This is a genomic window from Glutamicibacter soli, assembly GCF_052322135.1.
Lineage (GTDB): Bacteria > Actinomycetota > Actinomycetes > Actinomycetales > Micrococcaceae > Glutamicibacter > Glutamicibacter soli.
This window is the reverse complement of record NZ_CM125969.1, coordinates 2,776,989-2,800,176: the sequence shown is the minus strand read 5'-3', so window position 1 is coordinate 2,800,176 and position 23,188 is coordinate 2,776,989. Positions and strand designations below refer to the sequence as shown.

22 protein-coding genes and 1 pseudogene are annotated in these 23,188 nt (G+C 64.9%); 9 read left to right on the top strand and 14 right to left on the bottom strand.

Annotated features, from left to right (window positions below; genetic code table 11):
- Window positions 1-9: 9 nt before the first annotated feature.
- Window positions 10-660: a septum formation family protein gene (locus ACTX90_RS13315; protein WP_147407163.1), complete on the bottom strand. Its 651-nt coding sequence runs from the start codon at window positions 658-660 to the stop codon at window positions 10-12.
- 224 nt (window positions 661-884) lie between these two features.
- Between ACTX90_RS13315 and ACTX90_RS13310 the strand changes: the two genes are divergently transcribed.
- Window positions 885-1,103 (top strand): DUF3073 domain-containing protein, encoded by a 219-nt coding sequence (locus tag ACTX90_RS13310; RefSeq protein WP_082123962.1) that lies wholly within the window; start codon window positions 885-887, stop codon window positions 1,101-1,103.
- Between the two features lie 164 nt (window positions 1,104-1,267).
- Window positions 1,268-2,188, top strand: coding sequence for a Sir2 family NAD-dependent protein deacetylase (locus tag ACTX90_RS13305; RefSeq protein ID WP_053798619.1), 921 nt, complete (start codon window positions 1,268-1,270; stop codon window positions 2,186-2,188).
- A gap of 5 nt (window positions 2,189-2,193) precedes the next feature.
- Here ACTX90_RS13305 and ACTX90_RS13300 read toward each other — a convergent pair whose 3' ends face one another.
- The 3 genes and pseudogenes from ACTX90_RS13300 to ACTX90_RS13290 form a co-directional block, all read right to left on the bottom strand.
- Window positions 2,194-2,967 carry a helix-turn-helix transcriptional regulator gene (locus tag ACTX90_RS13300; protein ID WP_113607495.1) on the bottom strand — a complete coding sequence of 258 codons (774 nt, stop codon included), beginning with the start codon at window positions 2,965-2,967 and terminating at the stop codon, window positions 2,194-2,196.
- A 36-nt stretch (window positions 2,968-3,003) separates the two neighbouring features.
- Window positions 3,004-3,132, bottom strand: coding sequence for a hypothetical protein (locus tag ACTX90_RS13295; RefSeq protein ID WP_272926295.1), 129 nt, complete (start codon window positions 3,130-3,132; stop codon window positions 3,004-3,006).
- Between the two features lie 623 nt (window positions 3,133-3,755).
- Window positions 3,756-4,394, bottom strand: a pseudogene (locus ACTX90_RS13290) (transposase); the annotation flags it as partial.
- Between the two features lie 236 nt (window positions 4,395-4,630).
- On the opposite strand from ACTX90_RS13290, the gene ACTX90_RS13285 reads away from it, so the two are divergent.
- A complete protein-coding gene (locus ACTX90_RS13285) occupies window positions 4,631-5,056 on the top strand; it encodes a hypothetical protein (protein ID WP_443442221.1) in 426 nt (141 codons plus the stop codon).
- A 118-nt stretch (window positions 5,057-5,174) separates the two neighbouring features.
- Here ACTX90_RS13285 and purM read toward each other — a convergent pair whose 3' ends face one another.
- The 5 genes from purM to ACTX90_RS13260 form a co-directional block, all read right to left on the bottom strand.
- The gene (gene purM / locus ACTX90_RS13280; RefSeq protein WP_443442220.1) at window positions 5,175-6,317 is read right to left on the bottom strand and encodes a phosphoribosylformylglycinamidine cyclo-ligase; all 1,143 of its coding nucleotides are present in this window, start codon (window positions 6,315-6,317) and stop codon (window positions 5,175-5,177) included.
- A gap of 84 nt (window positions 6,318-6,401) precedes the next feature.
- Window positions 6,402-7,925, bottom strand: a complete 1,524-nt coding sequence (gene purF / locus ACTX90_RS13275; RefSeq protein WP_047119857.1) for an amidophosphoribosyltransferase — start codon at window positions 7,923-7,925, stop codon at window positions 6,402-6,404.
- 104 nt (window positions 7,926-8,029) lie between these two features.
- Entirely contained in the window at window positions 8,030-8,356 is a 327-nt protein-coding gene (locus ACTX90_RS13270; RefSeq protein ID WP_047119856.1) for a hypothetical protein, read from the bottom strand.
- A 4-nt stretch (window positions 8,357-8,360) separates the two neighbouring features.
- A complete protein-coding gene (locus tag ACTX90_RS13265) occupies window positions 8,361-8,741 on the bottom strand; it encodes a sterol carrier family protein (protein ID WP_443442219.1) in 381 nt (126 codons plus the stop codon).
- A 41-nt stretch (window positions 8,742-8,782) separates the two neighbouring features.
- The gene (locus tag ACTX90_RS13260; protein WP_443442218.1) at window positions 8,783-9,766 is read right to left on the bottom strand and encodes an asparaginase; all 984 of its coding nucleotides are present in this window, start codon (window positions 9,764-9,766) and stop codon (window positions 8,783-8,785) included.
- Window positions 9,767-9,864: 98 nt separating this feature from the next.
- On the opposite strand from ACTX90_RS13260, the gene purD reads away from it, so the two are divergent.
- Both purD and ACTX90_RS13250 read left to right on the top strand, forming a co-directional pair.
- Window positions 9,865-11,151: a phosphoribosylamine--glycine ligase gene (gene purD, locus ACTX90_RS13255; RefSeq protein ID WP_443442217.1), complete on the top strand. Its 1,287-nt coding sequence runs from the start codon at window positions 9,865-9,867 to the stop codon at window positions 11,149-11,151.
- A gap of 14 nt (window positions 11,152-11,165) precedes the next feature.
- A complete protein-coding gene (locus tag ACTX90_RS13250) occupies window positions 11,166-12,071 on the top strand; it encodes a phosphoribosylaminoimidazolesuccinocarboxamide synthase (protein ID WP_047119853.1) in 906 nt (301 codons plus the stop codon).
- An 83-nt stretch (window positions 12,072-12,154) separates the two neighbouring features.
- Here the strand turns inward: ACTX90_RS13250 and ACTX90_RS13245 are convergent, their stop codons facing one another.
- The 4 genes from ACTX90_RS13245 to ACTX90_RS13230 all read right to left on the bottom strand — a co-directional run bounded on the left by ACTX90_RS13245 (window position 12,155) and on the right by ACTX90_RS13230 (window position 19,228).
- Complete coding sequence (locus ACTX90_RS13245; RefSeq protein ID WP_424573389.1) at window positions 12,155-13,963, bottom strand: ABC transporter ATP-binding protein; 1,809 nt, start codon at window positions 13,961-13,963, stop codon at window positions 12,155-12,157.
- The gene (locus ACTX90_RS13240) at window positions 13,960-15,795 is read right to left on the bottom strand and encodes an ABC transporter ATP-binding protein (protein WP_443442216.1); all 1,836 of its coding nucleotides are present in this window, start codon (window positions 15,793-15,795) and stop codon (window positions 13,960-13,962) included. Before ACTX90_RS13240 ends, ACTX90_RS13245 begins: the two co-directional genes overlap by 4 nt.
- A 161-nt stretch (window positions 15,796-15,956) precedes the next feature.
- A complete protein-coding gene (locus ACTX90_RS13235; protein ID WP_443442215.1) occupies window positions 15,957-16,910 on the bottom strand; it encodes a metallophosphoesterase in 954 nt (317 codons plus the stop codon).
- 113 nt (window positions 16,911-17,023) lie between these two features.
- A complete protein-coding gene (locus ACTX90_RS13230; protein WP_231735913.1) occupies window positions 17,024-19,228 on the bottom strand; it encodes a transglycosylase domain-containing protein in 2,205 nt (734 codons plus the stop codon).
- A 151-nt stretch (window positions 19,229-19,379) separates the two neighbouring features.
- On the opposite strand from ACTX90_RS13230, the gene sp36 reads away from it, so the two are divergent.
- The 3 genes from sp36 (at window position 19,380) to ACTX90_RS13215 (ending at window position 21,020) form a co-directional block, all read left to right on the top strand.
- Window positions 19,380-19,535: a Sp36 family protein gene (gene sp36 / locus ACTX90_RS13225; RefSeq protein ID WP_113607488.1), complete on the top strand. Its 156-nt coding sequence runs from the start codon at window positions 19,380-19,382 to the stop codon at window positions 19,533-19,535.
- Window positions 19,536-19,567: 32 nt separating this feature from the next.
- Window positions 19,568-20,044 (top strand): RidA family protein, encoded by a 477-nt coding sequence (locus ACTX90_RS13220; protein ID WP_053798610.1) that lies wholly within the window; start codon window positions 19,568-19,570, stop codon window positions 20,042-20,044.
- 82 nt (window positions 20,045-20,126) lie between these two features.
- Window positions 20,127-21,020, top strand: coding sequence for an NUDIX hydrolase (locus ACTX90_RS13215; RefSeq protein WP_244910888.1), 894 nt, complete (start codon window positions 20,127-20,129; stop codon window positions 21,018-21,020).
- A gap of 86 nt (window positions 21,021-21,106) precedes the next feature.
- Here ACTX90_RS13215 and ACTX90_RS13210 read toward each other — a convergent pair whose 3' ends face one another.
- A complete protein-coding gene (locus tag ACTX90_RS13210) occupies window positions 21,107-21,784 on the bottom strand; it encodes a Crp/Fnr family transcriptional regulator (protein ID WP_047119846.1) in 678 nt (225 codons plus the stop codon).
- A 204-nt stretch (window positions 21,785-21,988) separates the two neighbouring features.
- On the opposite strand from ACTX90_RS13210, the gene ACTX90_RS13205 reads away from it, so the two are divergent.
- Window positions 21,989-23,179, top strand: coding sequence for a MarP family serine protease (locus ACTX90_RS13205; protein ID WP_424573392.1), 1,191 nt, complete (start codon window positions 21,989-21,991; stop codon window positions 23,177-23,179).
- Window positions 23,180-23,188: the final 9 nt, after the last annotated feature.

Sequence of the window (23,188 nt, the reverse complement as noted above, 5' to 3'; positions counted from 1 at the left end):
AGAGCCGACTTAGGCGTTGGCGTTTTCCGTTTCCCTGGTCTTGTCCTCGGACGGGTTCGAAGCGGAGCTTCCCGGCTCATCCGAGGCAGGCAGCAGCGAACTGCGCACGTTGCCGTCGGTCAGGCTCAGGAAGCAGGAGACCAACCGGTCACCCTTTTCCCACGTGGCCTTCGACGGCCGCGAGAAGTGGTAAGTCCAGGTGGAGTCGATTCCCGCGCTTGGGTCCAAGGAGACCGACTTGCACAGGTCCTCGGACTGGGTCAGCAGCTCGTCCGCGCCGGGGTAGGGTGCCTCGGGGGCGCCCTCAAGCTCGAAGGTGCCGATCAGCTGCGCGTTATGGGAGGAATCGCAGGTTACTACGGTCTGCGGATCCAGCGGCGTGGTGAAACCCCGCAAGCAGTCGCCGAGCACCAGCTGCTCCGGCGGCATGCCCTCGGCGATGACGCCGTCCAGGCCGGGTGCCTCATTGCGCTGCACGTTGTTCGCCTCTGGCGAAGGCGGCGGATCAATGATTCTGAGCACTACGAAAACCACGGCAGCTGCTAAGGCGATGACGGCTGCGGCCAGCAGGAACCACTGCCCGATCTGACGCTTGGGTTTCTCCGGTTCCGGGCGCAACGGCGGCAGTGCGGCCTGCGGCTCCGGGAGATTCTTATCCACCACCTGATGAGCTCCTTTGTCAGCGGATCGGGCGAGAACTGCGACTAGTCATAAAATAGTCGTTGGACTAATCGCCAGTCTAGCGGTTCTGACCGGTGTTGCGTTCAGCGCTCGCCGTGGAATCGTGTTAACCTTTAATTACGAAAGAACTGATCACATATTCGGGGGCCTCCATCTATTAGGTGGACCACCTCCCGACTCTACTGAAAAGAGGGGGTCACGCCATGGGGCGCGGCCGTCAAAAGGCTAAAGCACAGCGTCAAGCGCGAGATATCAAGTACTACTCGCCCTCGACGGACCTTTCGGCACTCCAACGCGAGTTGGGTGTGCCCTCCGATCGTCATGCTCAGGATACTGGGCGTAATGATTCATCGTATGACGACGATTATTCGGATTACGACGAGTTGACTAAGAAGTATTCGGGAGAAGGCGAAGACGACTAAGGTCGTCGACGTTTACCGGGATACTTTTAGCTCGGGGTGCCACACCTGTGCAGTAAGTGGTACAGCTCTTCAATACATTTTTACGATAAGCCGCAGCGAATAAGCTAAATTAGCTTTGAGGTCGCTGCGGCCTTTGTCGTACCCGGAACGGTGAAAGGTCGAACATGAGCACGCCCGAGGAACTCTCGATCCAGATGGCGCACCACTCGGCGATCCGCTCCATGCAGCGCATCGTGGAACAGCAGGCCGAGGCATCACCCGAGGCCGAAGCCCGCGACGGGGTGCAATCCATGCTGGACGAGGGCAAGGTCCTGGTGGTTACCGGGGCCGGCGTCTCCACCGATTCGGGCATCCCGGACTACCGCGGTCCCAACGGCTCGCTGCAACGGCACCGGCCGATGACCTTCCAGGAGTTCCGCTACCGCCCCGAGGCCCGCCAGCGCTACTGGGCGCGCGGCTACGTGGGCTGGCGGCACATGGGCAATGCCGAACCAAACGACATCCATCGGCGTCTGGTCCAGTGGGAGCGCGAGGGTCGGATCAACGGGATCATCACCCAGAACGTCGACGGGCTGCACCAGCAGGCCGGATCCCGGCGCGTGATCCCGGTGCACGGCGACCTGTCGATCGTGCGCTGCCTGGACTGCGGCCACACCGAGGATCGGCTGCACTTCGACGCGCGCCTGCAGGCGGCCAACGCAGGATACCTGGAAGCGGTGGAAATCGACCCCGAAGCGGTCAATCCGGACGGGGACGTGGAACTGCCGCAGTACCTGGTGGACCAGTTCGCCATGGTCGCCTGCGAGAACTGCGGTTCGCTGGTTCTCAAGCCTGACGTGGTCTACTTCGGCGAAAGCGTGCCGCCGGCCCGCAAGGAAGCCATGGCGCAGCTGCAGGCGGAATCCACCTCGCTGCTGGTGCTCGGTTCCTCGCTGGCCGTGATGAGCGGCTACCGCATCCTGCTGGACTTCGTGAAGCTGGGGCTTCCGGTCGCGCTGATTACCAACGGGCACGTGCGCGGCGAACAGAAGGCGACCTGGCGTTGGCGGGTTCCGTTGGGGCAGGCGCTGGACCAGCTCTCCTAGCCTCGCTAGGCAAGGTGGTGGGCGAAGGTCCAGGCGGCCGCCGCGGTGCGCGACCCCACATCGAGCTTGGCGAAGATGTTGCTCAGGTGCCGGGCCACGGTCTTTTCGCTGAGATACAGCTGCGCGGCGATGTCCCGGTTGCTGCGCCCGGCGGCCACCAGCTGCAGTACCTGCACCTCCCGCTCGGTGAGCCCGACGGGATACCGGCCCGGTAGGGGAACCGGCAGCTGGTTTTGGGCCTCCCTCGCCTCGGGCAGTGCGCCCAAGCGCCGGAACGTGTCTGCGGCGGCCTGTAATTCAGCGTGGGCTGACCCCTGGTCGCCCAGCTGGCGCAGTGCACACCCCAGCACGAGCCTCGACCGGGCGGCCCGGTAGGGGCAACCGACCCGGTCCCAGCCCTGGATCGCCTTGCGTGCGTAGAGCAGTACCGCCGGCGCATCGCCGCGGGCCAGCTCCAGGCAGGCATAAGCATGGGCGGCCGCGGCCAGCGCACTCTCGCACCCCGGCTGCTGGGCCAGCGGCTCCAGCTCGGCAGCCAGCGCGCCCGCGCGTTCGGTGTCGCCCGCCATCAGGAACACGTCGTTTGCCTGGGGCAGCAGCCGGTTCCGTTGCGCGGGAACGGTGCGCACGCGCAGGCAGCGTTCGACCGCGGCCACCGCGGCCTGGGTGTCGCCCCTCCCGGCCCACAACCGCGCCAGCCCCGGCTGCGGGTCGCCTCCGTGCTCGGCCGAGACCTGGTAGGCCTGCTCCGCGGCGGCCAGTTCGCCGCAGATGAGCATCAAGTCCCCGCGTTCGCGTTCGGCCGCCCCCGCCGCCTAGATTTGGGAGTTGCTCTCGAAGCGCCGGCCGGCAGCGGAGAATTCCTCCATGGCTTCGTCCCACGCACCGCGCAGCGCCAGGAGCTGCCCGGTGTACAGCGCGCATTCACCTCCGAACGCGGTCATTCCCGGGTTGCTGCGTCGCCACTGGTCCAGGGTGTGTTTCGGCTTTTTGGAACTAGGCCATTAAGGCGGCGAGGCCAGGCCATTTCAGTGGCCTAAGGTAGACCATTTCGGCGCATGGGTTACCACCATGGTCATGCTCAACTACCTGACTGCTTTCAGCGGGGGTCAACCTTGCTTCGGGGATTGCTACTTCTGGGAGGGCTGCTTTACTGTCTCTTGCGGCTCGATGACTATGATCATGCGTTGCCCCTTTGTGTGACTAGGGCGTTCTTCACATGATGTTCCAACGGCCTCGGGGCACCATGGATTTCTACAGGTGCTGTCACTCTGCTCCGGAGTGCTGTTGATGAGTTGAGAGCTACTGGAAATGAGGATCCTGAGCCGGTGACTTAGCATTTATGAATCTCATAGTCAGGAGGATTTGTTGGGGTGGGATGAAATGGCCTAAGTTCGCGCTGAATTGGCCCACTGTCTTAGCGCTTTAATGGCCTAGTTCTAGAAGCCGAAACACATCCAGGGCCGCGGTCCATTCGCCGACCCGTTCGAAGGCCCCGATCTTTTGGCAAGCCTCGATGGCGGCGCACCAGATCAGCCCGTTGGGGATGGGGGCCCTATGTATTTTGTCAAGCAACTTCCGGCACCGGGGCATCGTAAAGCGACCCGTCGCGGATCATTGCGAACATGACCGTTAGCCTCCGGTGGGCCAGCGCGAGGAGCGCCTGGTTGTGGCGTTTGCCCAGAGCCCGTTTCCGGTCATAGTAGGCGTGGCTGGCCGAGTCGAAACGGATGGACGCGAACGCCGAGAGGAACAACGCTCGTTTCAGGCGTCTGTTGCCTGAATGGCTGACCCATCCGGACTTATTCGAGGTGCCCGACTGACGGGAGGTTGGCGCCAGCCCGGCATAGGAGGCCAGTGCTGCGGCACTGTCGAAGGTCTTGCCGGAGGTCTAGGCGATGAAGATCGCAGTGGCCCTGACGGCGACCCCTGGCATGGAAGTCAGGACCGGGTAAAGAGGGTGCGCCCGACCCATGGCTTCAAGATGCGTGGCCACGTCGGTCCGCTGGGCATGCAAGGCGATCAGCTGCCGGGCCAGGTGAGGAATGACCAAACCGGCGGCCTCGGTGCCAACCACGACTGCTGTCTGCTCATCCACGGCGTCCAAGATGGTGTTGGCCCACGCGGTGTGCCGGCGGGCTCCGTGCTTTGTGAGCTTCGCGTCGATCCTGGCCTGGCCGGCATGCTTTAGCTGGGCCGGGGCGGGCTGGCGGTCGGCGGGAAGTCCCCGGACCGTTCACGCAGTCCACGCTACGGGCGGCGCAGGATCCGCGCGTTGGGCGGATCACCCATCATGCGGAGGAGGCCATGGGTCAACTTACCCAGACGCTGGCAAGGCCCGAGGCGAGGGCATTTCGCGTCGCGGCCAGCCTTGCCGCACCGGCCCGGGCAGAAGCTCATCGGGCACCGGCTGCCGACGTCAGTCACCTGCATAATTGATGCATGTGCCAAACCGTGCTCTGGGCGATCAACGCCCACTCGTTTACTGAGCGATTCGTCGCAGAAACCGCATCGCGGCTGGGCGTCGCCCCGCAGGACACCGAGCTGCGGATCAAGTCTTCACGCGTCCGCAGCAGCTCCAGGCACTTTGAACTGGTGCCGAACATGTGCAACTGCGGGAGCCTGGTGGGGCTCGGCCCCGGGAAAAAGCCCAGCGACGGACTCGACCCGCAGACCCTGATCGCCTGGCTGCACGTACTGCCAAGCATCGCCGAGCACGTGTCGCGAATCGCCATCCTCAATTGCTGGAGCCCGGCGGAAGCGGAGATTGTTCCGCGCCGTGCCTCGGGGATCCAAGTCTCGCAGCTTGCGGAGCAGACGTTGCGATCGCTGCCGGGGGACTCGCTGCTGACCATCGACTACCGCTGAATCGATTCCTGTACGCCGGCCACGCGGAACCCATCCGGTTAATCATGCGTGTCGGGAAACGCAAAACCCCCTGCATGCCGGCCTTCCGGCCGGTATGCAGGGGGTTGAAGCGTTAGCCCTACTTGGCGTAGCTGCCGGTCAGCAGCACTGCGCCGCCGTCCACGCCCTTGGCGCCCTGGACGAAGTCCAGGCCTGCGGCGGAAGCCGACGGATCCAGGTTCTCGACCTCGCCCATGACCCAGGCGCCCATGCCCGCGGCGTTGAGCAGTTCGACGGCGCGGTCGGCCACGGCAGGATCCACGACGGCGACCATGCCCACACCCAGGTTCAGGGTGCGTTCAAGGTCGGCCTGCGGCACGTTGCCCAGCTGCGCGATGGTGGAGAAAACTGCTGGCAGCGCCCAGGTGGAGCGGTCCACGCGGGCCATCAGGCCGCGGGGCAGCACACGCGCCAGGTTGGCGGCCAGGCCGCCGCCGGTGACGTGGCTGAAGCCGTGCACGCCGAAGTTCTCGCCGTCGTTCAGCGCGCCGACCAGATCCAGGCAGGCGGTGGTGTAGATGCGGGTCGGAACCAGCAGCTCCTCGCCCAGGGTGCGGCCGAATTCTTCGACCTGGCGGTCCAGTTCCCACTTGGCGTGGGCGATGACGCGGCGCACCAGCGAGTAGCCGTTGGAGTGGATGCCGGAGGAGGCCATGCCGATGACCACGTCGCCGGCCTTCACGCGTTCCGGGCCCAGCAGCTGGTCTGCCTCGATGACGCCGGTGGCGGCGCCTGCCACGTCGTACTCGTCCTCGGCCAGCAGCCCCGGGTGCTCGGCGGTTTCGCCGCCGACCAGCGCGGTGCCTGCCAGCTTGCAGCCCTCGGCGATGCCGCGCACGATGTCGGCGATGCGCTCCGGAACGACCTTGCCGGTGGCGATGTAGTCGGTCATGAACAGCGGCTTGGCGCCGACCACAACGATGTCGTCCACGACCATGCCGACCAGGTCCTGGCCGATGGTGTCGTGGATGTCCAGCTTCTGGGCGATGGCGACCTTGGTGCCCACGCCGTCGGTGGAGGTGGCCAGGTACGGATTCTTGTAGCCGGTCAGGAAGGAGACGTCGAAGAGTCCTGCGAAGCCGCCGACCCCGCCGACAACGCCGGAGGTGTGGGTCGCCTTGATCGCGCCCTTCATCAGCTCGACCGCGCGGTCGCCGGCTTCGACGTCTACACCTGCGCCGGCGTACGTGATGGACGTGGGCTGATCTTGCGTGCCGCTCATGGCAGGGGGTTCCTATCTGTCGTGGACACCGCAGCTGTGCTGAGGTGCGCTTGCAACGAGTTGGGTTACGTGGGTGGGCGTGGGCTAGAGGGTGACTTCGAGCTCGGAGTCCGGGCCCGGCTCGCAGCCGGCCTGGTTGGCGGCTTCCAGCAGGTTCTTGCCGCGGCGGGTGGCATCCGGCAGGGCGATCGGGTAGTCGCCGGTGAAGCAGGCGGTGCACAGGCGCTCGCGCGGCTGGCGGGTGGCCTCGATCATGCCGTCCTCGGAGATGTAGGCCAGCGAGTCCGCGCCAATCGACTTGCCGATTTCCTCCACGGCGGCGCCGTTGGCGATCAGCTCCGCGCGGGTGGCGAAGTCGATGCCGTAGAAGCAGGGCCACTTCACCGGAGGGGAGGAGATCTTCACATGAACCTCGGCCGCGCCGGCCTCGCGCAGCATGCGCACCACGGCGCGCTGGGTGTTGCCGCGCACGATCGAGTCGTCCACCACTACCACGCGCTTGCCGCGCAGCACGGTCTCCAGGGCGTTGAGCTTGAGCTTGATGCCCAGCTGGCGCAGGGTCTGCGACGGCTGGATGAAGGTGCGGCCCACGTAGGCGTTCTTCACGAAGCCGTGGGTGAACGGGATGCCGGATTCCTCGGCGTAGCCGATGGCCGCCGGGGTGCCGGATTCCGGAACCGGGATCACGATGTCAGCCTCGGCGGAGTTCTCGCGGGCCAGCTGGCGGCCCATCTCCACCCGCGATTCGTAGACCGAACGGCCGGCGATGGTGGCATCCGGGCGGGCCAGGTACACGTACTCGAAGACGCAGCCCTTGGGGGTGGCTTCGGCGAAGCGGGTGGAGCGCACGCCGTTCTCGTCGATGGCGATCATTTCGCCCGGCTCGATCTCGCGGATGAACGAGGCGCCCACGGTGGCCAGGGCGGGCTGCTCGGAGGCGACAACCCAGCCGCGGTCCAGACGGCCGAGCACCAGCGGGCGGATGCCGTGCGGGTCGCGGGCTGCGTAGAGGGTGTCCTCGTCCATGAAGACGAAGCAGAAGGCGCCTTCGATCTTCGGCAGCAGCTCCAGGGCGGTGTCTTCCAGGCTCTGGCCTTCGGAACCGGCCAGCAGCGCGGTGACCAGCGCGGTGTCGGTGGTGTTGCCCTGGGCGAGCTCGCCGCGGACCTTGCCGCCTTCGGCGAGCTGCTTGGCGCGGACCATGTCCGCCAGATCTGCCGAGTTGGTGAGGTTGCCGTTGTGGGCCAGGGCCACGGTGCCAGTGGTGGTCGGGCCCAGGGTCGGCTGGGCGTTGGCCCAGTGGCTGGAGCCGGTGGTGGAGTAGCGGCAGTGGCCGATGGCCAGCTGGCCGGTCATGGAGTTCAGGGTGTTCTCGTCGAAGACCTGGGAGACGAGGCCCATGTCCTTGTAGACGTTGATGCGTGCACCATCAGAGGTTGCGATGCCAGCGGATTCCTGGCCTCGGTGCTGCAGTGCATAAAGACCGTAATAGGTCAGCTTCGCGACTTCTTCACCCGGAGCCCAGACGCCGAAGACGCCGCATTCATCCTGCGGCCCCTTCTCGCCCGGAAGGAGGTCGTGATTTAGAAATCCATCGCCACGCGCCATGTAATTATTCTCTCATGTTTCTCAGAGGTCGACACCGACCAAATATGTGGTGGGTGGCGGCCAGGTGCGCGGCCGCCTGCCTTCCTGGGAAGGGGAAGGGCGCCCTAGCCTTGTGGTCCGCTGGAGTCGGTGTCCTCGGCCAGGGGAACCGCCAGATGATTGCTGGATTTGCGCATGGTCACGCGATCAACGATCACGTAGACCACGGCGCCGATACCGACGCCCAAGCCGCCGCAGAACATGGCAAAGAACCCGGAGGCCGATGCACGTGAATATTCCTCGGACGGCTCCCCAACCAGGCCGACAATCAGTCCAACCAACGCGCCTATGACGAGGAACGTCAAGACGAAAGGCCAGAACTTCGGTGATGCGTGAACCTGGACTTCGATGGGCTGATCGGCAGACGACGGGGTGGCGGGGTGTTGCTCCATACCTTTAAGGGTACTCAATCAGGGGAAGATGTGCCGACAAGTCTGCCCTAAGTCCAGAGGCGTGCAATTGCCCACTTTGCAGGGCCTGCGCCCAGACGAGCTTCCCTGTTGCCAGGCGAAGCCATAGATCGGCTGGCATTTCGACCACATTCGGAGGGGTCCCGCGGATGTGCCGGGGCCCGGGTATGCACTGGGTCACACCGAAGGGTGGCACCCTGACTTCCACCGAGTTGCCCTCGGCCCGCGAGGCGAGCTCCTCTAGGGTGAAACGCACCGCGGTGGCCAGCACCGGGCGGGGCAAGGAGGCTTCGGCTTGCAACGAATTAACCCATTCCCTGAGCGCGGAGCGCCCGTCGGTGTCGTTGATGCGCCGTTTGATGGCCATGTGCCAGGCCCCTTCGCTTGATGACGGTGAAGCGTCATGATTCAGTTTCCGGAGAAATCCCTACCCGCCAACTCTAGTCCAGCCGCGCGCGCCCCGGGTGTCGAGGCGGCCGGCGCCAGCGCTGCGCGAAGCTGCCGGTGCTCCTCCTTGCCCAGTGCTCCGGCGGAGGCCAGCAGGTCCAGTGCCAGCAGGTCGGTGCCGCGCGAGGAACCGTCGAGCATTTTCAGCGCCACGCTGTATCCGCCCGGGGTTCCCATGGCCAGCACGCCCTCGGCGCCGAGCTTGGCGATGATGCCGGTGCGCTCGATCACCAGGGTGTTGGCCGACCCTTCGCCGCGGATGGCCCACGGATTCTCGCGGATTGACTGCACCACCTGCTCGGCCTGGGGGTCCGTGGAAGAAACGAGCCGGCCGAATCCCCGGGCCAGGGACAACAGCGACATTTGCGGGGCCGGAGCGCCGCAGCCGTCGACCCCGACGAAGCTGATCGGCCCGCAGAATTCCTCCATGGCAGCCAGCGCCGCGCGCTGTACCGGGTGGCCGGGGGAGAGATATGAGCCGGTTGGTTCGCCGGCGTGAACCGCGGCATTCAGGAAGGCAGCATGCTTGCCCGAGCAGTTGAATGCCAGCCTGCCAGGCCCCAGGCCTTGGCGATTCATTGCATCCCGGGTCGCGGAGTCGCCCGGCCAGGAACTGGGGCACTGCAGGTCGGTTGTGCCCAGCCCCGCGGCTTCCAGCGTCTGCTCGGCGATGCGCTGGTGCCGGAAGGTGCCCAGGTGGCTGGCGCAGGCTAAAGCGGTACCCTGGGATGAGAGTTGCGCACCGGCGCGCAGCGAGCCGATGGCCTGGAAGGGCTTGAGCGCGGAGCGCGGGAAGATCCGTGCCTGCGGCTTGCCCAGCACGGCCGCCACCTGCCCGGAGGGGTCCAGCACCACGGCTACCCCGAGATGGCGGGATTCAACCACTTTATTGCGGGTGATGCGCACCAATTCGGCGCAGTCGGACAACTCAAGGCCAAGTTCCATGCCTGCCAGTCTAGGCCCCGGACCCGCCACTGGGGATGTGTGGCATCGCGCGGTCACACACGCCTGGGGGAGCGGGGATCTCCGGTAAACTTTGGCATGTGAAGGTACTGGTTATTGGCCCAGGCGGCCGCGAACATGCAATTGTCCGAGCACTGAGTGCAGACCCCTACGTCAACGAGGTCCATTGCGCGCCCGGCAACGCCGGCATGGCGCAGGACGTCACCACCCACGCGATCGACGCCCAGGATCCGGCAGCAGTGCTCGCCCTGGCCCGCGAACTGGCCAGCGACCTGGTGGTAGTCGGCCCGGAAGCCCCGCTGGCAGCCGGTGTGGCCGACGCGCTGATCGCCGCGGGCATCCCGGTCTTCGGTCCGACCAAGGCCGCGGCGCAGCTGGAAGCTTCCAAGGCCTTCGCCAAGGACGTCATGGCCGCCGCCCAGGTGCCGACCGCCATGGCGCACGTCGCCACGTACACCGATGAAGCCGCCCGCGCGCTGGACGAGTTCGGCGCGCCCTACGTCGTCAAGGACGACGGGCTGGCGGCCGGCAAGGGCGTGGTAGTCACCTCCGACCGCGCCGAAGCGCTGGCCCACGCCGAGGCCTGCTTCGCGGCCGGAGGCACCGTGGTCATCGAGGAATTCCTGGACGGCCCGGAAGTGTCCCTGTTCGTCATCTGCGACGGGCTGCACGCGGTGCCGCTGTCTCCGGCCCAGGACTTCAAGCGCATCTTCGACAATGACGAAGGTCCGAACACCGGTGGCATGGGCGCGTACTCGCCGCTCGAATGGCTGCCGGAAGGCTTCGTGGACGAGGTCATGGAACGCGTGGCCTACCCGACCCTGCGCGAGATGGAAAAGCGCGGCACCCCGTTCACCGGCGTGCTCTACTGCGGCCTGGCCATCACCAAGCGCGGCATCCGCGTCATCGAGTTCAACGCCCGCTTCGGCGACCCGGAGACCCAGGCAGTGCTGGCCCGCCTGAAGACCCCGCTGGGCGGCGTACTGCTGGCCGCGGCCCGAGGCAAGCTGGATGACACCGAGCAGCTGGTGTGGTCCAAGCAGACCGCGGTGGACGTGGTCATCGCCGCGGAGAACTACCCGGACACCCCGGTCAAGGGTGCGGTAATCGCCGGCCTGGACGCGGCCAACGCCATCGACAACGTGCATGTCATGCACGCAGGCACCGCCAGCGACGAGCAGGGCAACATCACCGTGGCCGGCGGCCGCGTGCTGGCGGTGGTCGGCCTGGGCGAAGACCTGTCGGCGGCCCGTGCTGCGGCGTATGCCGGCGTGGCGGAAATCAGCTGGCCCGGTGCCCAGTCGCGCAGCGACATCGCACTGAAGGCAGAACGCGGCGAGATCGTCGTGGCAAACGAAAGCAAGTAGAGGACTACAGATTCATGGCAGGATTCCAGACCGACGTGCTCGCCCTTGAGGGTTGGGACCACTTCTACTCGGGCAAGGTGCGCGACCTCTACGTTCCGGCGGGCGTCAGCTTCCAGGACACCGACCGCGTGCTGGTGGTGGCCTCCGACCGCATCAGCGCCTACGATTTCGTGCTGACCAGCGAAATCCCGGACAAGGGCAAGGTGCTCACGCAGCTGAGCCTGTGGTGGTTCGAGCAGCTGGGCGACTTCGCCAACCACGTGATCTCCACCGAGGTCCCGGCCGAGGTGGCGGGGCGCGCAATGGTCTGCAAGAAGCTGGAGATGTACCCGATCGAGTGCATCGCCCGCGGCTACCTGACCGGTTCCGGCCTGGCCGAGTACAAGGTGTCCTCGACCGTCTGCGAGCTGCCGCTACCGGCAGGCCTGGTGGATGGCTCGCGCCTTGAGCCGGCGCTGTTCACCCCCTCGGCCAAGGCCGAAGTGGGTGAGCATGACGAGAACATCTCGTTCGAGCAGACCGTGGACCGCGTAGGCACCCAGGTGGCCGAGGCGCTGCGCGAGAAGACCGTGGCGCTCTACGAGCAGGCCGAGAAGATCGCGCGCGAGCGCGGCATCATCCTGGCCGACACCAAGGTAGAGTTCGGCGCGGATCCGGCCACCGGCCAGATCACCTTGGGCGACGAGGTGCTGACCCCGGATTCCTCGCGCTTCTGGGACGCGCAGTCCTACGCGCCGGGCCAGGCCCAGGCAAGCTTCGACAAGCAGTTCGTCCGCGACTGGCTGACCTCGCAGGCTTCGGGCTGGGACAAGACCTCGGGCCAGCAGCCTCCGGCGCTTCCCGCTGAAATCATCGAGAAGACCCGCGCGCGCTACATCGAGGCGTACGAGCGGCTGACCGGGCGCACCTTCACCGCCTAGTTTGCCCAGACGCCTTACGGGAGAACCCCGCACACTTCGGTGTGCGGGGTTCTCCCATTCCAGCAGGCCGTCGTTGCGTCCTGCTATACCAGCGAGTCCAGCCAGGCCTTGTGCAGGGCCGCGAAGCGGCCCTCGGCGGTGATCAGTTCCTCCGGGCTGCCGTCCTCCACGATCTTTCCGTCGTGCACCACCAGCACCCGGTCGGCGATCTGCACGGTGGACAGCCGGTGGGCGATGATCAGCGCCGTGCGGTTGCCCAGCAAGGTCTGCAGACCATGCTGCACCGCGCGTTCGGAGGGGATGTCCAGCGAGCTGGTGGCCTCGTCGAGGATCAGCACCGCCGGGTCGGCCAGGAACGCCCGGGCGAAGGAGAGCAGCTGCCGCTGTCCGGCCGAGACGCGGCCGCCGCGCTTGTTCACGTCGGTGTCGTAGCCGTCGGGCAGGTCCAGGATGAACTCGTGCGCTCCCACGGCCCGCGCCGCGTCGTGGATTTCCTCCAGCGAAGCGCCCGGACGCCCCAGCGCGATGTTCTCAGCCACGGTGCCGGAGAACAAGAACGCCTCCTGGGTCACCATCACCACATGCCGGCGCAGCTCCTCGTTGGACAGCTCGCTGATCGGCACCGAATCCAGCTCCAGGCTACCGGAGCGTAAGTCGTAGAAGCGGGCGATCAGCTTGGCCAGCGTCGACTTGCCGGCACCGGTCTGGCCGACCACTGCCACGGTCTGCCCGGCTTCGATCGCCAGGTCGAAGCGGTCCATGACCACCGGCCCGTCGCCGTAGCCGAACACCGCGTCCCGGAAGACCAGTTCGCCGCGGACGCGTTCGATGCTGCGAGGGGAGCGCGGCTCGCGGACCGTGGGCTCCTCTTCGAGCAGGCCGGAGACCTTCTCCAGAGCCGCGGTGGCGGACTGCAGCGAGGAGTAGAACATGGCGATCTCGTCCATGGGCTGGAAGACGCGCTTGGCGGCCAACAGGATCGCGACCAAGACGCCCACGGCCAAGGTTCCGTCGATGATGCGGAATCCTCCATAGGCAAGCAGCGCGGCAACCGTCAGGTTGCCGATCAGCACCAGCCCCGGCTGCAGCACGCCGAAGAGGTTGAAGGAACGCACGTTGTTGTCCCGGTACGCCCCGGCGATATCCGCGTAGTTCGCGTCGTTGGCGCGTTCGCGGCGGAAGGCCTTGACCGCGCGGATGCCGGTCATGGTTTCCACGAAGGTGGAGATCACCTTGGCGGAGACCACGCGGGATTCGCGGTAGAGCACCTCGGAGCGGCTCTGGTACCAGTGGAACAGGACGGCCACCGGCACCGCCGCGATGCAGACCACCACGCCCGAGCGCCAGTCCAGCGCGAAGATGGAGATCAGCGTGAAGATGATGAACACGCAGGAGGAGGCCAGCTCGGAGACACCCTGGTCCAGCAGCTCGCGCAGGGTCTCCAGGTCGGAGGTCTGGCGGGAGATGATGCGCCCGGAGGTGTAGCTCTCGTGGAATTCCAGGCTCAGGCGCTGGGTGTGGCGGAAGACCTTCTGGCGCAGGTCCAGCAGCATGGCCTGGGAGATCCTCGCGGCGCACTTGATGTACCAGGACAGCAGCACGCCGGCTAGGATGGCGCAGAGGATATAGGCCCCGCCGGTGACCCCCAGCGAGGCCCAGTTGCCCTGGCGCACCTGCGGCAGCGTCCAGTCGATGGCCAGCGCGATGAGCACCGGCAGCAGCACGCGGGCCGCATTGGTGAACAGCACCAGCACGATGGTCAGGATGAATAGCTTCTTCTGCGGCAGCGCCAGCGTGGCGAGCAGGCGGAAGGAACGCCGGCGCACGTCCTTGCGCTCGGCGCCGGTGAGCTTGACGGTGTCTTCGTTGGCGACGCCCAGGGGCCTGCTCATCGGACGACCTCCGATCGGATCTCGGGCTCGTTCTCGTCCAGGCTGGCGATGACATAGCGGTAGTGTTCGTTGGTGCTCAGCAGGTTCGCGTGGCTTCCCACCGCGTCGATGCGCCCGTCGCGCAGCAGCGCCACGCGGTCGGCCAGCATCACGGTGGAGGGACGGTGCGCCACCACCAGCGTGGTGGTTCCGGACAGGACGCTGCGCAGCCGTGCGGTGACAGCTTCCTCGGTGCGCACATCCAGCGCCGAGAGCGGGTCGTCGAGCACCAGCACCCGCGGGCGGGCCGCGATGGCGCGGGCCAGGGCGATGCGCTGGCGCTGCCCGCCGGAAAGGGACAGGCCCTCCTCGCCGATCAGCGTGTCCACCCCGTCGGCCAGCTGGTAGGCGAACTGCGCCTGCGCGACATCCAGCGCTTCGGCCAGCAGCGCTTCGCGCTGTTCGGCCGTCAGGTCGCCGGGCGCGCCCATGAGCACGTTGTCCCGGATGGTGGTGGAGAACAGCGTGGTGTCCTCGAAGGCCACCGCGACCTCGGTACGCAGCTCGTCAAGGTCCCAGTCGCGCACGTCGACCCCGTGCACTTTCACCGTGCCGGCGGTCGTGTCGTGCAGCCGGGGGACAAGGTTCAGCAGCGTGGACTTGCCCGAGCCGGTGATGCCCACCAGCGCCATGGTTTCCCCGGGGCGGATCTCGAGGTTGATCTCCGCCAGAATCGGACGGGCGCGGCCCGCGTCGTCCGGGTAGGCGAAGCGGACGTGCTCCAGCTGCACCGCACCGGTGTATTGCGCCGGCCGCACCGGCGCTTCAGGGGAAGTGATGTCGTTGACCGAATCCATGACCTCGAAATGACGTTCCAGAGCCGTTTTGGTGCTCAGCGTCATGCCCAGCAGCATGCCCATGGCTTCCACCGGAATGGCGATGACCGCGGCGATGGCAAAGAAGGCGACCAGCGAGCCCACGCTCAGCGTGCCGGCGGCCACTTGGGCGATGCCGATGATCAGCCCGATGCCGAGGATGGTTTCCGGGATGGCGACCACGGTGAGCAGGAAGCTGGCCAGCGTCCTGGCTTTGGACAGCTCGGTTTCCTGCAGCGACTTGGCCTGCTCGTTGAATCCCTCGTAGATGTCGCGCCCGCGGCCGAAGGCCTTGATCACGCGGATGCCGTGCACGGATTCCTCCACGGCGGTGGCCAGGTCGCCGGCTTGGTCCTGGCTGAGCCTGCTGGCGGCGCGGAAGTCGTTGCGGAAGCGGTAGGCCTTGATGGCGATCGGGATGGAACCGAGCAGGAACAGCAGGCCAAGGGTCCAGGAGTGGGTGAACATCAGCACCAGGCCGGTGATCACGGTGACGGTGTCCACGATCAGCATCATGGCGCCGAAGGCGATCCAGCGGCGCAGCAGCGACAGGTCCGACATGCTGCGCGAGAGCAGCTGCCCGGAGCCCCAGCGTTCATGGAAGGCGACCGGCAGGCGCTGCAGGTGCTGGTAGAACCCCACACGCATGTTCATTTCAACGCCTGCGGCGGGGTTGAGCACGAACTGGCGGCGCAGGAAGATCAGCAGCGCTTCGACGAAGCCGAGCAGGGTGATGATGCCGACGGCAAACCAGACCTGCCCGGAGGCGCCGTCGACCGCGAGGACGTCGTTGACCAGCTTGGCCAGGACCTGCGGAATGGCCAGCGCCACGATACCCGCGCCCAGCGCGCAGAAGAATCCGCCGATGAGCCGGGGCAGTACCGGTTTGACGAAGGGTGCGAGTCTTTTCAATGTTTTTGACAGCGGAACGACCTCGGCGGTTCCACCGTTCTTGCCCTGCGCCACGATTCCCCGCATTCACCCAGATTTTCGACAGAGCTACAGACTACAGTCACTAGTTGGGAGAATTCAATCATTCACGGGATTGAGAAGTGAATGTTTCACATAGGACGAAAAAATGGCTTCGCGCCTGTCGCGCAACAATGCGGCAGGCACGAAGCCATCAGGATTCGAGGAGGTTAGTCTCGGGCGGTCAGCGTTACCAGCACGGCTTCCGGCGGGCAGGCGATGCGTATCGGGGCGAAGCGGGAATGCCCGAGGCCGGCCGAGACATTCAATGGCACGCTATTGCCTGCGTGCTCCCAGTAGGTCAGGCCGCGGGCGCGCCAGGTCGGCAGGTCGCAGTTGGACACCAGAGCCCCATAGCCCGGGATGCAGACCTGGCCGCCATGGGTGTGGCCGGCAAAGATGACGTCGGCGTTTGCCGCGGTGAACTGGTCCAGGACCCGCTGGTACGGGGCGTGGGTCAGGGCGATGCGAACATGCGGCGCCTCGTTGCTGGTGGAGGAGCCGCGGGTCCAGCCGGCGAAATGGTCGCGCGCGATGTGCGGGTCGTCCACGCCGGTCAGGTCCAGACGGATGCCCTTCAGCACGGTCGAGTAAGCCTGGTTGGACATGTTGATCCATCCGGCCGCTCCGAAAGCCCGGTGCATCTTATCGAAGGGCAACGCGTCGCGTTCCGAGGGGTTCGGGGTGCCGGTGTGCCGGATCAGGTAGCGCAGCGGGTTCTTCGGTCGGGGAGCGAAATAGCAGTTGGAGCCTGGAACGAAGGCGCCGGGCACATGCATCAGCGGCTCCAGCGCGTGCAGCAGGTCGGGCACGCCGTCCAGGTGGCTGAGGTTGTCGCCGGTGTTGATGATGTAATCGGGGTTCAGCCTGGCAAGGTTCCGGATCCATCGGGTCTTCAGGTGCTGTCCAGGAATCATGTGGATGTCGGACAGATGCAGGATGCGGATGTCGGCGGAGCCTCGGGGGAGCACCTTCAAGGTCTCGCGGCGGACCCCGAACTTCTGGGTCTCGTACATGCCGTAACCGATGAGGGCTCCGCCTGCAGCCAGCGCTCCGGCGGCCAGCAGGGCCGCGGTGCCGGCAGCATGGCCCAATGCCGATGCAAAGTTTTTCTGTTCCGCCATGACCTGTCCGTCATCGTCCTTTCAATACGGCTTTCCACAAAGCCTTCAATAAGCCAATCTAAACCGAAGGGCCGCGTTCAACCAAAGTTGAACGCGGCCTTCTCAGCTACAAGCTAGTCATCGGATTTTGATTCCTTCTCGGAATCGGACTTGGATTCCTTGGACTCCGACTTGGATTCCTTCTTGGATTCCTTTTCATCCGACTTCGACTCCGAGCTCGATTCCTTCTTGGAATCGGACTTCGAGTCTTCCTTCGAATCAGACTTCGAGTCTTCCGTGGAATCCTCGGCAGGCTCCTTCTTCTTCACAACCGGGGCCTTGCGTGCCGAGCCGAGGGATTCGTGCGGGTAGTCGTAAACGGCTTCCTGCATGAAGTCCAGCCACAGCGGTGCGGCATAGGTCGAGGAGTCAACCATGGATGGTGCACGCTGGTCGTTGATCATGGCGCCGTGCATCAAGTTTTCCTCGCGGTCCTCGCCCTGGCCCTTCAGTCGGCCGACCCACGAAGCGGTGGAAATGCCGCTGGTGTAGCCGACGAACCAGGTGGAGGTCGCGCCGTTGTTCGTACCGGTCTTGCCGGCGATCGGGACGTCGATGCTTCCCTTGGCCACACGGGTCTTGGCGATCCGCGAAAGGGTGCCGTTCAGGTCGCTGACGTGCTGCTCCTCAACGGCTTGGCTGCAGGTGGTCTTCTTGACCTTGTACGAGTTGCCGTCGCGGTCGGTGACCGAGGTCAGTGCACGCGGTTCGCAGAACTCGCCCTTGTTGGCGAATGCCGCGAAGGCTGCGGCCTGGCTCAGCGGGGTGATCTTCTCGGAACCGATGATGAACGACGGGTTGGACGGGGTGAAGTCGGCCGGGGTGCCGTTCTCGCCCGCGTCCTGGGCTTTCACACCCAGCGCGTTGATGTAGTCGGTGATGTTGCACAGGTCGAGCTTGGCAGCTTCCTGCACGGTCGCGGAGTTGATCGACCAGTACAGGCCGTAGTCGACCTTCATCGAGCGGTAGAAGCCACGCGAAGCGTTCTTAGGTTCCCACGGGGCGCCGACGGTGGTGGTTCCTCCGGGAAGGCAGGATGCCTTGAACTTGTAACCAACAGGGAAAGTCTGCTTGCGGGCATTGATCGTGTCCCACATGTTGTGGCCTTCCTTGAGCCACGCGAGCGTGGTGTAAGGCTTCATGGTGGAACCGCCCTGGAAGCCGCCGGCGCCGCCGAGCGAACGTTCCACGGCGAAGTTGATCACGGTGTTTCCCAAGCCGCCGGATGGGTCGTACGTGGTGTTCTGCGCCATGGTCAGGATGTTGCCGGTTCCCGGCTCAACCGAAACGATCGAGGAGAAAACGTCCTTGTTCGACTTGGCCTTCGGATCGATGGCCTTGCGTGCGTCCTTGGCAGCCTTCTTGTTCAGCTTGCTGTTCAGCGTGGTCTTGATGGTCAAACCGCCGCGGTACAGCAGGTTTTCGCGGTCCTGCTTGGTCTCGCCGTAGGCGTCGTCGGTGAGGATCAAGTTGGTGACGTAGTCGCAGAAGTAGGCGTTGTCAGCCGCGGCGATGCAGCCCGAAGGGGAGCGGCTCGGATCCAGCTCCAGATCGCTCTTGACGGCCTTGTCGTATTCGGCCTTGGTGATCGCGCCGGCGCGCAGCATATTGCCCAGCACCTTGTTGCGGCGATCCAGCGAACGCTCCGGATTGTTGATCGGGTTGTAGACGTTGGGCAGCTGCACCATGCCGGCGAGCATTGCCGACTGCTGGAGGTTCAGGTCCTTGGCGTCAACGGAGTAGAAGTACTGTGCGGCAGCCTGCACCCCATACTCGCGGCCCGAGAACAGCACCAGATTCAGGTAGCCCTCGAGGATCTCGTCCTTGGACATTTCCTTCTCGATGGACACGGCGTACTTCAGCTCGCGGATCTTGTCCGCGTAGTCCTTCTGGCCGCTGATGGTGCTTTCCTCGGAACCTGTCAGTTCCTGGTTGTTCACCAGCAGGTTGTTCACGTACTGCTGGGTCAGGGTCGAAGCACCCGAGCGCGAGGAACCCGTGAGGTTGCCGACCACTGCACGGGCGATGCCCTGCGGGTCGATGCCCTTGTGCTCGTAGAAACGTTCGTCCTCCACCGAGACGATTGCCTTGCGCATGAAGGGCGAAATGTCATCAAGTTTCACCGGCTGGCGGTTCTGCTCGTAGAACTTCGCGATTTCCTTGCCCTCGGCATCCACGATCGTCGAAGGCTCCGAAATCGGGAGTGCCTCGAACGAGCTCGGAAGCGCGCTCACAATGTTGTTACCGGTGGTCAAGCCGGATTTTGCGATAGCTGCCACGGGCACAATCATGCCGGCGGCGAGCACACCACACAGAGCACTGATTCCGAAGAATGCGACGATTTTGCCCAGAGTGGTAGCTGTATCAAAAAAGGGTGACTTCTTAGCTGCCATACCCACTAGTTTACAAGGACACGCTAACGTATCGAGTATGACTAAATGGGAATACGCCACATTACCTCTGCTGATCCACGCGACGAAGCAGATTCTCGACCAGTGGGGAGACGACGGATGGGAACTGGTAACCGTTGTTCCAGGCCCTAACGGCACCTCTCCGGTGGCTTACCTCAAGCGCCCGAAGCAGTAATAACCAAACCTCGAAAAAAGGAGTAAAACCCCATGCAAGAAGCCACTTCCTCGCGTGTCGAAGCTCGCCTGTCCGAGCTTGGACTCACCCTTCCCGCCGTCGCCAAGCCGGTCGCCGCCTACCTGCCTGCCGTCACCACCGGCAACTACGTTTACACCTCAGGCCAGTTGCCGCTGATTAATGGTGAACTCTCAGCCGTGGGAAAGGTCGGCGCAGAGGTCTCCGCCGAGACTGCCAAGGGCATGGCCCAGACTGCGGCGTTGAACGCGTTGGCGGCCATCAAGGCCGAAATCGGTGATCTGGATCGCATCAAACGCATCGTGAAGGTTGTCGGCTTCGTGGCCTCGGCACCTGAGTTCACCGGCCAGCCGGGCGTCATCAACGGTGCCTCCGAGTTCTTCGGCGAGGTGCTCGGCGACGCAGGCCTGCATGCCCGTTCGGCTGTCGGCGTGGCAGTCCTGCCGCTGGATGCTCCGGTTGAGGTTGAGGTCATCGCGGAATTTGAGTAGTCCACGACGCGATTCCGTAGCGCGGTCCCGGCGGGCATTCCCGTCGGGACCGCGCCACGGCGTGGTGCGACGGCTCTTCGACGTGCCGCCGCATGAAGTCTCCGCGGCGGAAAACTGGTTCGCCTTCGGCACGCGCACCCCGCGCGCCGCCCGCAAGGCCTCCTCGGTGAGCCTGGTGCGCGACACCTCCCAGGGTGTGGAGACCTATCTGACCTACCGGCCCGGGGGATCCCCCCTGGGCAACGTGGCATTCCCCGGAGGCAGCCACGAAGCCAGCGACAGGGCCACCTACAAGTGGTTCGGCCCGAGCTTGTCGCAGTGGTCCAAGCGCATGGACGTGCTGGACCAGCAACTGGTGCAGGCGCATATCGTCTGCGCCATTCGAGAACTTTTCGAGGAAACCGGCATCCTGTTGGCCGGCACCGACGAGCAGTCGGTGGTGGAAATGAGTGATCCCGAGGAATGGATGACCGCCCGGGAAACGATTGCGGGTCAGGACTTGGGCTTCGATGAATTCCTCAAACGCCGCGGGTTGGGGCTGCGCACCGACCTGCTGCGCCCGGTGGCCCATTGGCTCAGCCCGAACTTCGCATTCAGGCGCTTCGACACCTGGTACTTCGCCGCGACCGTCCCGCTGCGGCAGGAGCCGACGCTGCTGCGCGGCAAGGGCAAATGGGGGCGCTGGTGCGTTGCCAGCCAGGTAGTGGCCAAACGCAACAGCAGCACGCTAGGGGACATGGTCGGCCAGCCGAACACCGTCGGCATGAGCCTGTCGCAGATCACCTACCCGGCGGTGGAAATCATGCTCGAACGAATGACCGATGCCAATGGCGTGGTGGCCTACCTGTCCCGGGTGCGCTCCTTCGACCTGCAGCATCCTGATCTTCTGGTGCGCGACGGCACCTACTATCTTGAGGTCATCGGAACGCAGAAGGCCGACTCGGCCAGCTCGTGGCAGGCCACGGCCGGCCACTGAGCCGGCGGCTGTGAGCCGGTGCGAAAACAGCGAGGGCCGAATACCTGTGACAGGTATTCGGCCCTCGCTGTTTTCGCTGGTGCGGCTTAGCGCGAACGCTGGCGCAGACGCTGGATATCCAGAATCACGACGGCGCGTGCTTCCAGACGCAGCCATCCGCGCTGCACGAACTCGGCCAGGGCCTTGTTCACGGTTTCGCGCGAGGCGCCGACAAGCTGTGCCAGCTCTTCCTGGGTCAGCTCGTGAGCGACCAGGATGCCGTCGGTGGCCGGGCGACCGAAGCGGTCAGCCAGATCCAACAGGGCCTTGGCCACACGGCCAGGAACGTCGGAGAACACCAGGTCGGCAAGGGACTCGTTGGTGCGACGCAGACGGGCAGCCAGAGCCTGCAGCAGCTGGATCGAAACCTCAGGAGAGTTCAGGATCGCCTTGCGCATGTTCTCGTGGCTCAGACCGGCCAGTCGGGTTTCCGACACAGCGGTCGCCGTTGCGTTGCGCGGGTGTGGATCGAAAAGAGCCATTTCGCCGAACAGCTCGCCTGGGCCGAGAACGGCAATCAGGTTTTCGCGTCCGTCCGACGAAGTGCGGCCAAGCTTAATCTTGCCCGAGACGATGAAGTAGAGGCGGTCGCCCTGATCGCCTTCACGGAACACCGATGCACCACGGGACAGATCGACCTCGGTCAGTTCTTCGGTTAGCGTGGCGAATACTTCATCACCGAGCGACGCGAAAAGTGGCGCACGACGCAGTACCTCGATATCCATTAAATCTCCTGTCAACAGTAGTAGGCGCTTACTTCATTGTGCCGTATTCGGTAACAATGTGACAGTTTCCACACGTGGTTTACCCAAGAAAATGTTGAAAATCACGCAGTTTCGAACAAAACTCGCGAATATGCTCGCAGAAATCCATCAGCTTCTAAGGGTACCTTGGATTAATACCGTTTAGATGAATGAAGTGGAGTCTCGGTGCTCGAAGTTTTCGGCTGGCTGGACGCGGTCATTTGCGTTGTTCTGCTGACCTTTTTCATTATCGGGCTCCGCCGCGGCTTCCTCCTGACGGTCGGGGACATGCTCGGACTGGTCGTCGGCGGCGTGGCAGCCTTCTTCGCCATTCCGCTGGTTTCGACGCTGGCCAGCAACCCGTGGTGGAGGGTGGGCCTGATGGTCGCCACCGCCGCGGTGCTGATCATCATGGGGCAGGCCCTGGGCCGTTTCATCGCCACCAAGATCCGCCATTGGATGAACGTCGATTTCCTGCGTGCCGCGGACCGGCTGGCCGGTGGCGCGCTCTCGATCCTGATTACCGCCACCATCATCGGCGCACTGGCCTTCTCCGCCTCCAGCATGGGTATTCCGCGTCTGTCCGCCGAAATCGCCAAGTCCAAGATGATCGAAACGATCCGCGGCCTGACCCCGGACTTCGTCACCTCCGCCATTTCCACTGCCCGTTCCGCAGTGATGGCCCAGACAATTCCCGCGCTGATCGAGCCCTTCGCCCCGCCGGTCGCGCCGGTCGAGGACACCGATTGGAAGCCCAACGACCTGCAGCTGGCCTCGGCGAAGTCCGTGGCCAAGATCTCGGGCACCGCGGTTGAATGCGGCGTGAACCTGACCGGGTCCGGCTTCGTCATCGACGACGACCTGGTGATGACCAACGCCCACGTGGTCGCCGGCTTGAGCGCCGCCACCGTGGAAACCGGCAAGGGCCAGCTGAACCGCGGCAAGGTGGTGTACTTCGACCCGGAGGCGGATATCGCGCTGCTTTACGTGGAGGGGCTTGCCGCCGAGCCGATCGACCTGGCCACCGAGGACATGGTCCGCGGGAATTCCGCGGCATTCGTCGGGTATCCCGCCGGCGGCCCGCAGCAGGTGCGCGGCGCCGTGGTCGCTTCCAAGGCCACCGTGTCCATCGCGAACATCTATGGCGAAGACCCCTCGCAGCTGTCGGTCTACCAGCTCACCGCCGAGGTGGCCCAGGGCAACTCCGGCGGCCCGCTGCTGGATGAGTCCGGCGACGCCGTGGGGCTGATCTTCGCCAAGTCGCGCAGCGACGACGAGGTGGGCTTCGCCCTGAGCCTGGCGGAAATGCGCGAGGCGCTGAACGCCGGCGGGCATAAGACCACCTCGATCAAGACCGGCGCCTGCATCAGCGACTAGCGCCCGTGG

What these genes read in the sequence shown, in the direction of transcription:
- ACTX90_RS13310 (WP_082123962.1), top strand. Translation starts at nt 885, where the DNA reads ATGGGGCGCGGCCGTCAAAAGGCTAAAGCACAGCGTCAAGCGCGAGAT.
- ACTX90_RS13305 (WP_053798619.1), top strand. Translation starts at nt 1,268, where the DNA reads ATGAGCACGCCCGAGGAACTCTCGATCCAGATGGCGCACCACTCGGCG.
- ACTX90_RS13300 (WP_113607495.1), bottom strand. Translation starts at nt 2,967, where the DNA reads ATGCTCATCTGCGGCGAACTGGCCGCCGCGGAGCAGGCCTACCAGGTC.
- ACTX90_RS13295 (WP_272926295.1), bottom strand. Translation starts at nt 3,132, where the DNA reads ATGACCGCGTTCGGAGGTGAATGCGCGCTGTACACCGGGCAGCTCCTG.
- ACTX90_RS13285 (WP_443442221.1), top strand. Translation starts at nt 4,631, where the DNA reads ATGTGCCAAACCGTGCTCTGGGCGATCAACGCCCACTCGTTTACTGAG.
- purM (WP_443442220.1), bottom strand. Translation starts at nt 6,317, where the DNA reads ATGAGCGGCACGCAAGATCAGCCCACGTCCATCACGTACGCCGGCGCA.
- purF (WP_047119857.1), bottom strand. Translation starts at nt 7,925, where the DNA reads ATGGCGCGTGGCGATGGATTTCTAAATCACGACCTCCTTCCGGGCGAG.
- ACTX90_RS13270 (WP_047119856.1), bottom strand. Translation starts at nt 8,356, where the DNA reads ATGGAGCAACACCCCGCCACCCCGTCGTCTGCCGATCAGCCCATCGAA.
- ACTX90_RS13265 (WP_443442219.1), bottom strand. Translation starts at nt 8,741, where the DNA reads ATGGCCATCAAACGGCGCATCAACGACACCGACGGGCGCTCCGCGCTC.
- ACTX90_RS13260 (WP_443442218.1), bottom strand. Translation starts at nt 9,766, where the DNA reads ATGGAACTTGGCCTTGAGTTGTCCGACTGCGCCGAATTGGTGCGCATC.
- ACTX90_RS13250 (WP_047119853.1), top strand. Translation starts at nt 11,166, where the DNA reads ATGGCAGGATTCCAGACCGACGTGCTCGCCCTTGAGGGTTGGGACCAC.
- ACTX90_RS13245 (WP_424573389.1), bottom strand. Translation starts at nt 13,963, where the DNA reads ATGAGCAGGCCCCTGGGCGTCGCCAACGAAGACACCGTCAAGCTCACC.
- ACTX90_RS13240 (WP_443442216.1), bottom strand. Translation starts at nt 15,795, where the DNA reads ATGCGGGGAATCGTGGCGCAGGGCAAGAACGGTGGAACCGCCGAGGTC.
- ACTX90_RS13235 (WP_443442215.1), bottom strand. Translation starts at nt 16,910, where the DNA reads ATGGCGGAACAGAAAAACTTTGCATCGGCATTGGGCCATGCTGCCGGC.
- sp36 (WP_113607488.1), top strand. Translation starts at nt 19,380, where the DNA reads ATGACTAAATGGGAATACGCCACATTACCTCTGCTGATCCACGCGACG.
- ACTX90_RS13220 (WP_053798610.1), top strand. Translation starts at nt 19,568, where the DNA reads ATGCAAGAAGCCACTTCCTCGCGTGTCGAAGCTCGCCTGTCCGAGCTT.
- ACTX90_RS13210 (WP_047119846.1), bottom strand. Translation starts at nt 21,784, where the DNA reads ATGGATATCGAGGTACTGCGTCGTGCGCCACTTTTCGCGTCGCTCGGT.